Below are 11,996 nucleotides of genomic sequence, written 5' to 3'. Positions count from 1 at the left end.
TGAAAAGATGCGCCCTGACCTTCATTCCCGTCATGGCCGGACTTGTCACCGGAAGTCGGATGTTTCCGACTTCCGGCATGAGAAAAGAACGCGATCCGGCAGGAGCCGGATCGCTATGCCATCCACGTCTTTCAGGTCGAGAGGTTCCAAAATCGTGGATGCCCGGCACCGGTCTTCGCCTTCGGCTTCGACCCGGCACGATGGCTGAGCGCGCCGAAGCTTCTTAGCGAAGGCGGGCAAGGCCGGGCATGACGATTGAAAGGCTGAATGAGTAGCCGCTTTCCCGGCTGCCAAGCAGATGTGTGAATACGATAGCTGTATGCGGGCGGGCTCGCCACCCGCCCGCGCGGCTCAGTCCTCGAGCGCCGCCTCGGGCGGGGTCGCATCAGGCGGCCGGCCGGATGCCGCCGGCCCGGCGGCGGCCCCCTCCTCCGCCGGCGTTGCCGGCGACCACGGCCGATCCCGTCCGGCGGGCTTCTCCGCCTGCCGGGCAAATCCCGCCGCCGTCCGCCGCAGCGCCAGCGCGCCGGAGCTTCGCAGCGACGCCTGATTGATCACCAGCGCCTGACAGCCGGCAGGCGGCTGGCCGCGCGCGATCATCACGACGGCGCGACGGCAATCGTCGGCGTAGGCATCGGCCTGGGCGCTGAGCGCGACGAAGCCGCCGTCGCGCAGCGGCGCCACGCAGCCGGCGTCGTCGCAGGACACCCCTGCCGTCATGGCCGCATCGCCGGCGCCGCGGGGATCGGCATCGGCCGCCAGCCACTCCTTGGTGAGAAAGGCGTCCTTGCCGGACTGCATCAAGCGCAGCCGCCCCTCGGGGCCGCGCACGGCGACGTGGCGGCCATCGGCGGACACCAGGATATCAGGCTGCTCGGTCTGCCACACCCACGCCGCGGCCATCACCAGCAGCACCGCGCCGGCCAGCCGCAGCGGCGTCCTGAACAGTCCGAGCACGATGATGCCGAAGCTCGCCAGCGCCAGCGGGCCGGCGCCGAACGCCGCCACGCGACCGACCGCGCCGGGCAGCGCCGCCACCCATTGCGAGACCACGATCATCCAGTCGATGCCCGCCTCCATCACCCGCCAGAACACGCCGTCGAAACCGAACGGCATGGCGAGCAGCCCGAGCAGGCCGGCCGGCATCACCACCGCCGACACCACCGGCATCGCCGCGACATTGGCCAGCAGGCCATAGGGCGTGACGCGGTGAAAGTGAAACGCCGCATAAGGCAGCGTGGCGAGCCCGGCGATGGTCGAGGCCAGGGCCAGCATCGTCACCTCGCGCCCGCCCCATAGCGCGAAACGGGCCAGCGCCGAACTCTCGCTGCGGGCGAACAGCGCCGGCATGCCTTCAGCGATCAGCGCGACGAGGCCGAGCGTCGCCGCGAACGACATCTGGAAGCTCGGATGCACCAGCGCCTCGGGCGCCAGGACGAGAACGATCATGGCGGCGATGGCCAGCGTGCGGAACGTGATGGCGCGGCGGTCGGCCATCACCGCGATCAGCACCACGCCGGTCATCAGGAACGAGCGCTGGGTCGCCACTTCCGCGCCGGAGAGCAGCAGATAGAAGGCCGCCGCGACCAGGGCGACGGCCGCCGACCATTTCTTGATCGGAGAACCGGCCACCAGCGCCGGCGACAGCGCCAGCAGCGCCCGCACCGCGAAGAACACCGCGCCGGCGACGACCGCCATGTGATAGCCGCTGATCGAGAGGACGTGGCCCAGCCCTGAGATGAACAGCGCATCATTGACCGGGGTCGTCAGCGCGTCCCGCCGTCCGGTCAGCAGCGCGGTGGCGATCGCGCGGGCATCGCCGGTGAGCGCCGCCCGGATCCGAGCATCGATGGCGTCGCGCATGGTCTGCAGCATGGCGGCATAGCGCAACCACCAGCCGCCGTCGCCCGGCGCCGGCACCGTGCGGACCTGGCCGGTGACGAAGCCGGTGGCGCCGATGCCCTGGAAGTACAGGTCGCGGGCGAAATCATAACTGCCGGGCCGCAGCGGCGAGAGCGGCGGCCTCAAGCTCGCCTTGACCTCGACGAAGCTGCCGACCGCCGGCGCCGTGCCCTTCCTCACCGACAGACGGACGCGATCGAGGGACAATTCGCGGCGGGGCACGTCGATCTCCGCGACCCGCAGCACGAAGCGATCGGCGCGCTCGCGCTCCTCGCGACTCTCGACGAAGCCCTTCACCGTCGCCGCGAATACCGGCCTCGCCAGAACGCCGTGGGCGAGCCGCGCCGTCTTGAGCGCGGCGCAGGCAAATCCGGCGGCAACGGCTGCCGCCAGCGCCAGCGCAGCGAAGCCCGGGCGACGGCGCAAGACGATGCAAAGACCGACGAGGCCGGCGGCCACCGCCGCGGCGACGAACGGCACCGGCTCGTGATCGGCGGCGAAATAGCCGGCGATGCCGCTGCCGAAGGCCACCGGCAACCACGGCAGCAGCCGCCCCGGCCCGGCTTCCGCCGCCATCCAGCGCCGGAGCATCGCGGCCGATTGCGGCACGAGCCCGACGCCGGCCGGCGCGAGCGCCGCCGGCAATGCCGGCTGCGGCCAGGTACCGACCCGAACGCGAGGCTTGGACTGAACGCGGCCAGACGACATCGGGAGAACGCCCCCGGGGACGGCACAGGCCTCCCCGGAGCCATGCTACACGCGGCCGCCGCCCCGGCTCAACCGGGGCCTGATGTTTCCTGTCGGTACGCCCCCTGATCGAGCGCCCCCAATGAGAGCCTCGTAGCCGTGGTCGGCCAGCCCGACGCCATGCCGGCGAACTGCCGGTGGGCTATGTCCAGCTCAAGCCCGGAGCGCAGGTGGCGCCGGGCGAGCTGGAATCCTTCTTGCGCGAGCACACGCCGAAACGCGCCGCCATTCCCGTCCAGATCATTCCGGTCGATCCGATGCCGCTCACCGGCGTCGGCAAGGTGTTCAAACCGCGGCTGCGCCGGGATACGGCGCGACACGTGTTCGAAGGCATTCTCGCACACGAGTGTCCTGTTTCCAACGTTCGTATCCCATTGCAGCAGGCGCTCATACGAACGTTGGAAACAAGGGGACACTAGCATCATTATGATTCTAGTGTGGTTTCGGATCTGACGCTCGTTCGAAGAACTCGCTGCAATACTGAAACGAGCGTCAGATCCACCACACTAGCAGCTTCGAAAACGAGGGTCAGTCATCATCCTCGCCCTGGATTCGGAGGCCCTGTCCAAGCGGATTTGTGGGGCTGTCCGGGGCGTAGGGACTACCCGCGCCAAAACGATTATTGATGCTGTCCGGAGAATACGGGCTGCCGTAGCGACCATGGGGATTGGAGACCGAGTCGGGATCATAAGGGTTGCTGCTCAGGCGCCCTCGGTAATTTCCGTCACTATCGTAAAGTTTAGGGGCATCGGTAGCGTAAGGATTGCTCGCAGACCTGTTGCTGTAGGGACTGCCATATGGGCCGTAAGGGTTGTTGATGCTGTTGGGATTGTAGGCGCTGCCGGCCCCATAGGGGTTCCCTGTCGAGTCCGGGTCGTAGCGGTTCGCTGAATAATTGCCGAGGTATTGAGCGCCTGCACCTGAAGTTGTGGCCAGTAAGATGATCGCCGCGGCAACCCGAACAAGGCCCGTCATTTCAATTCCCCATCGAAATCTGAAACTGGCAGTTCCTTCCACAGCAATCTCATCGCTTCCGCGAACCCGTCGCCGAGCGCGTCGGACAGAGCCCCCCTCAAGTGATATGAGGGCCGAGGCATCGTCAGGTTAGCGCCAAAGAGGCGATCTTCTCTGTGTTTGTCGTAACGTCGCCCCCCTTCGCGAACCGCCTCGACTTTGCGCTGGCCCAGGTTGTGATCCAGCAAGACAAGCTCAAACGAGCATGCGCCGGAATCGCCGGGCGAAATTGACCGTGCCTGAACGCGAAGCGCGCGCCGCCGCGCGTCACCCTCAACCGCCGCCGGACACCTTGGCCCAGCTGTCGCGCAGGCCCACCGTGCGGTTGAACACCAGCTTGCCCGGCGTCGATTCCCGATCGCGGCAGAAATAGCCCTGGCGCTCGAACTGCACCGCGTCCGAAGCCTTGTCGCCGGCCAGGGCCGGTTCGACCATGCAGCCGGTCAGTGTCTCCAACGACTCCGGGTTGATCTGCGCGGCGAAATTGGCGGCGTCGGGCTGCGGCGTCGCGAACAGATGGTTGTAGATCCGCACCTCGGCGGGCACCGCATCGGCGGCCGCGACCCAATGCAACGTCGCCTTGACCTTGCGGTCGTCGGGGGCATTGCCGCCCTTGGTCGCCGGATCATAGGTGCAACGCAGTTCGACGACCTCGCCGGCGGCGTTCTTGATCGCTTCGCGGCAGGTGATGAAATAGCCGTAGCGCAGCCGCACCTCTCGCCCCGGCGACAGGCGGAAGAACTTCTTCGGCGGGTTCTCCATGAAATCGTCGCGCTCGATGTAGAGCTCGCGCCCGAAGCGGATGCGCCGCGTGCCCTGCGAGGCATCGTCGGGATGGTTGTGGGCGTCGAGTTCTTCGGTCTGCCCCTCCGGATAGTTCTCGATCACGACCTTGAGCGGCCGCAGCACGGCCATGCGGCGCGGCGCGAGCTTGTTGAGCGTCTCACGGATGGCGAAATCGAACATCCCGATGTCGACCGTGCTGTTCGCCTTGGCGACGCCGATGCGCTTGACGAATTCACGCAGCGCCAGCGCCGGCACGCCGCGTCGCTGCAGGCCGGCCAGTGTCGGCATCCGCGGATCGTCCCAGCCGGAGACATGGCCGCCGCGGACGAGTTCGGTCAGCACGCGCTTGGACAGCAGCGTGTGGGTGACATTGAGCCGGGCGAATTCGTACTGGCGCGGCCGCGACGGCACCGGCAGGTTGTCCAGGAACCAGTCGTAGAGCGGCCGGTGGTCCTCGAATTCCAGCGTGCAGATCGAATGGGTGATGTGCTCGATGGCGTCGGACTGGCCGTGGGCAAAGTCGTAGCTCGGATAGATGTTCCAGGCGGTCCCGGTACGCGGATGATGCGCGTGGAGGATGCGGTAGAGCACGGGATCGCGCAGGTTGATGTTGCCGGAGGCCATGTCGACCTTGGCGCGCAGGACGCGGGCGCCGTTCGGGAACTCGCCGGCGCGCATGCGCGCGAACAGGTCGAGATTCTCATCGATCGAGCGGTCGCGGAACAGGCTGTTCTGCCCGGGCTCGGTCAGGGTGCCGCGCGCGGCGCGGATCTCGTCCTGGGACTGGTCGTCCACATAGGCCTTGCCGGCACGGATCAGATACTGGGCCCAGGCATAGAGCTGCTCGAAATAGTCGGAGGCGTAATGCAGATGTTCACCCCAGTCGAAGCCGAGCCAGCGCACGTCGCGCTGGATGGCATCGATATATTCCTGCTCTTCCTTGGTCGGGTTGGTGTCGTCGAACCGCAGATGGCAGCGCCCGCCGAACTCCTCGGCGACGCCGAAATTGAGGCAGATCGATTTGGCGTGGCCGAGATGCAGGTAGCCGTTCGGCTCCGGCGGGAAGCGGGTCACGACGCTCTTGCACTTTCCTGAGGCGAGGTCCGCAGCGACGATGTCGCGGATGAAATCGCGGCCTGCCTCGGATACCGATTCGTCAGTCATCGTTGGGGTTTACCTTTCGAGCTGCGACCTATGTGCCAAATCGGCGGGCCGACGCCAAGTGCCTGCCGGCGGTCCTCGCCGGCTTCGGAGCCGGCGGGCGCCGCCATGGCATCGGCGCGCCGGTTCCCCGGCCCACGGGCCAGCGCGGCGATGGTGCGGGGACGACGAGAAATCGCCCTGAGACAGGCTGCAGGCGTTGTGGTAAACGCCGCCACTGACTGCTCACCTCGCCTTGTTCACCTGGATCGATCCGTTCACCCGCAATGACCGTCCCCGTCGTCACCCGCTTCGCACCCTCCCCGACCGGCTTCCTGCATATCGGCGGGGCGCGCACCGCCCTGTTCAACTGGCTCTACGCGCGGGGGCGCGGCGGCAAGATGCTGCTGCGGATCGAGGACACCGACCGCGAACGCTCGACCCAGGCCGCCATCGACGCCATCCTCGACGGCCTCAAATGGCTCGGCCTCGATTGGGATGGGGACACCATTTATCAGTACGCCCGCGCGTCACGGCACCGCGAGGTCGCCGAGCAATTGCTGGCCGAGGGCAAGGCCTATCGCTGCTACGCGAGCGCCGAAGAACTCGCCGAGATGCGCGAGAAGGCCCGCGCCGAGGGGCGCTCCAAGCTGTATGACGGCCGCTGGCGCGACCGCGAGCCGTCGCAGGCCCCCACCGACGTCAAGCCGGTCATCCGGCTCAAGGCGCCGCTGGAAGGCGAGACGGCCATCGACGACCAGGTGCAGGGCCGGGTCACCTGGCAGAACCAGAACCTCGACGACCTCGTGCTGCTGCGCTCCGATGGCACGCCGACCTACATGCTCGCGGTGGTGGTGGACGACCATGACATGGGCGTGACCCACATCATCCGCGGCGACGACCATCTCACCAATGCCGCGCGCCAGAAGCATATCTACGATGCGATGGGCTGGGAGACGCCCAGCATGGCGCATATTCCGCTGATCCATGGTCCGGACGGCTCAAAGCTGTCCAAGCGCCATGGCGCGCTCGGCGTCGACGCATACCGCGCCATGGGATATCTGCCCGCCGCGCTACGCAATTACCTGGTGCGGCTCGGCTGGAGCCATGGCGATCAGGAGATCTTTTCGACCGAGGAGATGATCCGGCTGTTCGATCTGCCGGCGATCGGCCGCTCGGCGGCGCGGTTCGATTTCGCCAAGCTCGAGAATCTCAATGGCCACTATATCCGCCACAGCGACGATGACGCGCTGGTCGCCGCTTTCGAGGACGTGCTGAATTACATTCCGCAGGGCCCGGCCATCAAGGCACGGCTGACGCCGACCCTGCGCGCCCAGCTCAGAGAGGCCATGCCGGGCCTCAAGGAACGGGCCAAGACCCTGGTCGAACTCGTGGACAGCGCCGCCTTCATTCTGGCGGAGCGGCCGCTGGCGATCGAGCCCAAGGCCGCCGCCCTCCTCACCGACGACGCGCGGCGCATCCTGGGCGAGCTGAGCGGCGCACTGGCCGCGGTCGATTCCTGGACCGCGGATGCCACGGAAGCGGCGGTCCGGGCCTTTGCCGAGCAGCACGGCCTCAAGCTCGGGGCCGTCGCTCAGCCGCTGCGCGCCGCCTTGACCGGCCGGGTCACTTCGCCCGGCATTTTCGATGTCCTGGCGGTGATCGGAAAGGACGAATGCCTCGCCCGGCTGGCCGACCAGCCCCCTGCAAAAGGCTAAAAAACAAGCGGTTTTCCGCATCTTGCAGCGCACACAGCAATAAGCTACGCATTCCCCCCGGCACTTTCGAACGGGTTCGCCGCGGCGCGGTCGAAGCCGCGAGAACGTGTGTACGTTTCACCCACAGTCTCGGGGACCCCACGATGGCAGCAACTGGAAACACCAAGCAAGCGACGCTCAAGATCGACGACAAGAGCGTAGAACTTCCGATCTATAGCGGCTCGGTGGGCCCGGACGTCATCGACATCAGCAAGCTCTACGGCCAGACCGGGATGTTCACTTACGACCCCGGCTTCACCTCGACGGCGAGCTGCGAGTCCAAGATCACCTATATCGACGGCGACGCCGGGGTGCTGCTCTACCGCGGCTACCCGATCGAACAGCTCGCCCAGGGCGACTTCCTCGAGACCTGCTATCTGCTGCTCTACGGCGAGCTGCCGACCGCCACGCAGAAGAAGGATTTCGACGACCGCATCACCAAGCACACCATGGTGCACGAGCAGATGGCCCGGTTCTTCCAGGGCTTCCGCCGTGACGCCCATCCGATGGCGGTGATGGTGGCCTCGGTCGGCGCGCTGGCCGCCTTCTACCACGACTCCACCGACATCAGCGATCCGAAGCAGCGCATGATCGCCTCGATGCGGATGATCGCCAAGGTGCCGACACTGGCGGCGATGGCTTACAAATACTCCATCGGCCAGCCCTTCGTTTACCCGAAGAACTCGCTCGACTACGCCTCCAACTTCCTGCGCATGTGCTTTGCCGTGCCGTGCGAGGAATACGAGGTCAATCCGGTGCTGGCCAAGGCCCTCGACCGCATCTTCATCCTGCATGCCGACCACGAGCAGAACGCCTCGACCTCGACGGTGCGCGGCGCCGGCTCCTCGGGCGCCAACCCCTTCGCCTGCATCGCCGCCGGCATCGCCTGCCTGTGGGGACCGGCCCATGGCGGCGCCAACGAGGCGGCACTGCAGATGCTGGCCGAGATCGGTACCGTCGACCGCATTCCCGAGTTCATCAAGGCGGTGAAGGACAAATCCAGCAAGATCCGCCTGATGGGCTTCGGCCACCGCGTCTACAAGAACTACGACCCGCGCGCCAAGCTGATGCAGCAGACCTGCCACGAGGTGCTGGCGGCCACCGGTCACCAGAACGATCCGCTGCTCAAGGTGGCCGTCGAGCTGGAGAAGATCGCGCTCAGCGACGAGTATTTCATCAGCCGCAAGCTCTATCCGAACGTCGACTTCTATTCAGGCATCACGCTGAAGGCGATCGGCTTCCCGACATCGATGTTCACCGTGCTGTTCGCGGTCGCCCGCACCGTCGGCTGGATCAGCCAGTGGAGCGAGATGATCCAGGAGCCGAATTACAAGATCTCGCGGCCGCGCCAGCTCTACCTCGGCAGCGAGAAGCGCGACTACATCCCGGTCGACAAGCGCGGCTGACGGCATCGCCCGAACGGGCGAAGGCGGATTTAAGCGGCCGGCAGGATCATCCCTGCCGGCCGTTTGCATTTGCGGGGCCTAGTGTCCCGTCTCCGAATTACCGCTACGTTTGCCTCGCGCTCGCACGGTCATTCGGAGACATAGGGACACTAGCAAAATCAAAGTGCTAGTGTGGCTTATGTCTCGCAATTGCCTACAGGGGCTTGCCGCAAAGGGCATAGGCAATTGCGAGACGCCACACTAGTGCGGTGGATCTGACGCTCGTATCAGCATTGCAGCGAGTTCTTCATACGCGCGTCAGATCCAAAACCGCTGTCCGCGGCCTCAGCGCGCGACGGGCGAGCGAGCGGTGGCGAGAACGATGTCCGCGGCGCGACGGCTCGGGCTGACGCCGCCGGTCGCCATGATGGCATCGAGAGAGGCGAAGGCCGCGAGCTGGCGCCGCCGCGCCGGACTGTCGGTCATGATCTCGCGCAGTGCCGGCACGAGGCGCGCCGGCACGCAGTCCTGCTGCATGAATTCAGGCACCACGTTCTCGCCCAGCACCAGGTTGGCGAGGATCACGGAGGACACCCGCACCAGGCGCCGCGCCACGAACGCCTCGATCGCGGTGCCGCGATAGGCGGTGACCATCGGCACGCCGGCCAGCGCCAGTTCGAGGGTCACCGTCCCCGACTTGGCCAGCGCCGCATGGGCAATGCGAAACGCCGCCCGCTTGGCCTCCTCGCCGACGACGACGCGTGGCTGGACCGGCCAGTCGCGCAGCGCCGCCTTGACCTGGTCGGCGAGATGCGGCGTCGTCGGCAACACGGCCTCGAACGCAACACCTTCCGCCCGGAGCTGTCCCAGGGTCGCACCGAACTCCGCCATGTGGTGGCGGATCTCGCCGCGCCGACTGCCCGGCAGAACCAGCAGCACCGGCGGCGCCTCACCCCTGCGGCGGGCCTCGTCCGGGCCCGGCCGCAGCGAGCCGATCTGTTCGATCAGCGGATGGCCGATATAAGTGCATGGCGGCCCGCCGAGATCGCGATGGGCCTGCGGCTCGAACGGCAGCAGCGCCAGCAGATGGTCGACATAGCGGCGCATCGCCCGCGCGCGCCCGGGCCGCCAGGCCCACACGGTGGGCGAGACATAGTCGACGATGGGAATGCTCGGGTCCGCCGCCCTCACCTGCCGCGCGACGCGGTGGGTGAAATCCGGGCTGTCGATGATCACCAGCACGTCCGGTCGCGCCGCCACGACCGCCGCAGTGACCTCGCGCAGGCGCCGCAGGATCAGCGGCAGCCGCCGGGGGATGGCGACGAGCCCCATGATCGAGAGCTCTTCGATCGGAAACAGCGAGCGGAGCCCCTCCGCCGCCATGTCGCGGCCGCCCACCCCCTGAAACGCGACATCGCCGCCGGCCTCGCGCAGCGCACGCATCAGATGGCCGCCGAGACGATCACCGGATTCTTCGGTCGCGACGACAAAAACGTTCAGCGGGCGTCCGGCACTCATGCCGACACGCCAGTGACGAACAGTCCGGCGCGATCGGCGATTTCGACAAGCTGCTGCGGCTCGGCGACGATCGCCTGCCCCGCAGCCATGGCAACGCCGCGCAGCCCCGCCACGATCGCGCCCTCGATCGTTTTGGGGCCGAGGGTCGGCAGGTCGAAGCGCAGATCCTGCTGTCGCTTCGGCGCCTTGACCAGCACACCGCGCCCCGGCCGCGCCCGGATACGTCCCTGCTCGCGCAGCCGCGCCACCCGCGCCAGCAGACCGTCGGTGCCCTCGATATCCTCGACGGCGACGATGTGGCCGTCGATGACGACCAGCGCCTGGCCGATATCGAAGGGGCCGATCGCCCGCAGCGCCGCAAGCCCGATGTCGATGTCGGCCCGGGCGTCCGCGTCGGGCGTGGCACGCGCGAGATCGCCGAGCGGCATCACGAGGTCCGGCGCGGCATCCTGGACGCCGATCACGCGGAAGCCGTGCTGCTCGAAAATCTTGGCGACGTTGCGAAGCAGATGATCATCGCCGCCGCGCAATGCCGCAGCGATCTGCGGCACGGCCCGCAGCGTGCCGAAATCGATCCGGATCTCCGACAGCGCCGGCCGGACGAGGCTTCCGATGAAGACGACGTCGTGGCACCTCTCGGTGCGCAGCAGCCGCACCAGCCGCCCGACCTGCCCCAGCGCCACCCAGTGATGACGATAGCCGGCGATGCGGGCGCCATCGCAGAACCCGCGAATGCCGAAGATCACCGGCGATCGCCGGGCCTTCGCCAGGGAATCCGCCACGGCGAAGGGCAGACCGCCGGCGCCGGCGATCACCGCGACCGGACGGGTGTCGGGCTCTGCGCTCATTCGCCCTCGTGACGACGTTGCTCCGAGGTGTCGATGCTGTCAGGGGGCATGCACAGCGGGCGCTTGCCGCCGTCGCCGATGAATTTCAGAATCTCGGCGATCGCCGGATCTTCGGCGGCGCGGTGCTGGATGCGAGCGAGACGGTCGGCGAACACGCCGGTGGTGTGGAACAGGTCCTGGTAGAAGGCGCGGATCAGTTGCAGGCGGGCGTGACCGAACTTGCGCCGTCGCATGCCGACGACGTTCAATCCCTCAAGATGGGCGAACTGGCCGCTGGCCATGCCGAACGGGATGACGTCGTGGCGCAGCCCCGAGCAGCCCGCGATCATGGCCTGCGAACCGATGCGCACGAACTGGTGGGCCGCCGACAGGCCGCCGATATAGACGAAATCGCCGACCTCGCAGTGACCGCCGAGCGTCGCCGAGTTGGCGAAGATGACATCGTTGCCGACCCGGCAATCGTGGCCGACATGACTGTAGGCCATGTAGAATCCGCGCTCGCCGACGCTGGTCAGCCCGCCTCCCTTCGCGGTGCCGAGGTTCATGGTGACGGATTCGCGGATGGTGCAGCCGGCGCCGACTTCGAGCCGCGTCGGCTCGCCCCGATAGCCGAGGTCCTGGGGCGGACCGCCCAGCGCGGCGAAGGGATGGATCGTGCAGCCCTCGCCGATGGTGGTGTGGCCGGTGACGCTGACATGGCTGACCAGGCGGCAGCGCGCGCCGATGGTGACATCCGGCCCGACCACGCAGAACGGCCCGATCTCGACGTCATCTCCAATGACCGCGCCGTCCTCGATGCGGGCGGAGGGATCGATCTTGCTCATCTGGTTTCCAGTCCTTCAACCCGTCGGTCGCGCGATGTCGCGACACGTCTCGACGCGATCACCGCCATCCGGCCG

General features: G+C 67.3%; 8 protein-coding genes and 1 pseudogene. 3 read left to right on the top strand and 6 right to left on the bottom strand.

Features of this window, described 5'->3' with window-relative positions; translation table 11 throughout:
* Positions 1–351: 351 nt before the first annotated feature.
* Positions 352–2,610, bottom strand: coding sequence for a ComEC/Rec2 family competence protein (locus DB459_RS20805; protein WP_253707292.1), 2,259 nt, complete (start codon positions 2,608–2,610; stop codon positions 352–354).
* Between the two features lie 132 nt (positions 2,611–2,742).
* Between DB459_RS20805 and DB459_RS20800 the strand changes: the two are divergent.
* Positions 2,743–2,990 (top strand): annotated as a pseudogene (locus tag DB459_RS20800) (acyl-CoA synthetase); the annotation flags it as partial.
* Between the two features lie 187 nt (positions 2,991–3,177).
* Here DB459_RS20800 and DB459_RS20795 read toward each other — a convergent pair.
* Complete coding sequence (locus DB459_RS20795; protein WP_253707290.1) at positions 3,178–3,624, bottom strand: hypothetical protein; 447 nt, start codon at positions 3,622–3,624, stop codon at positions 3,178–3,180.
* A gap of 312 nt (positions 3,625–3,936) precedes the next feature.
* On the bottom strand, positions 3,937–5,613 hold the full coding sequence (locus tag DB459_RS20790; RefSeq protein ID WP_253707287.1) for a glutamine--tRNA ligase/YqeY domain fusion protein: 1,677 nt from the start codon (positions 5,611–5,613) through the stop codon (positions 3,937–3,939).
* Between the two features lie 263 nt (positions 5,614–5,876).
* Here DB459_RS20790 and gltX point away from each other — a divergent pair, with 263 nt between their 5' ends.
* Positions 5,877–7,307: a glutamate--tRNA ligase gene (gltX, locus tag DB459_RS20785; RefSeq protein WP_253707276.1), complete on the top strand. Its 1,431-nt coding sequence runs from the start codon at positions 5,877–5,879 to the stop codon at positions 7,305–7,307.
* 143 nt (positions 7,308–7,450) lie between these two features.
* A complete protein-coding gene (gltA, locus tag DB459_RS20780) occupies positions 7,451–8,752 on the top strand; it encodes a citrate synthase (RefSeq protein WP_253707274.1) in 1,302 nt (433 codons plus the stop codon).
* Between the two features lie 324 nt (positions 8,753–9,076).
* Here the strand turns inward: gltA and lpxB are convergent, their stop codons facing one another.
* Genes lpxB through lpxA form a run of 3 tightly spaced genes read right to left on the bottom strand, consistent with a single transcriptional unit; the run spans position 9,077 to position 11,921 of the window.
* Positions 9,077–10,249 (bottom strand): lipid-A-disaccharide synthase, encoded by a 1,173-nt coding sequence (lpxB, locus tag DB459_RS20775; protein ID WP_253707271.1) that lies wholly within the window; start codon positions 10,247–10,249, stop codon positions 9,077–9,079.
* Positions 10,246–11,097, bottom strand: a complete 852-nt coding sequence (locus DB459_RS20770; protein ID WP_253707269.1) for an LpxI family protein — start codon at positions 11,095–11,097, stop codon at positions 10,246–10,248. The genes lpxB and DB459_RS20770 overlap by 4 nt, the downstream gene beginning before the upstream one ends.
* Complete coding sequence (lpxA, locus tag DB459_RS20765; RefSeq protein WP_253707267.1) at positions 11,094–11,921, bottom strand: acyl-ACP--UDP-N-acetylglucosamine O-acyltransferase; 828 nt, start codon at positions 11,919–11,921, stop codon at positions 11,094–11,096. Before lpxA ends, DB459_RS20770 begins: the two co-directional genes overlap by 4 nt.
* Positions 11,922–11,996: the final 75 nt, after the last annotated feature.

It is taken from the genome of Bradyrhizobium sp. WD16, from assembly GCF_024181725.1.
Classification (GTDB): domain Bacteria; phylum Pseudomonadota; class Alphaproteobacteria; order Rhizobiales; family Xanthobacteraceae; genus Bradyrhizobium_A.
The sequence above is the reverse complement of the archived record's forward strand: the minus strand, read 5'-3'. Positions and strand labels throughout refer to the sequence as shown.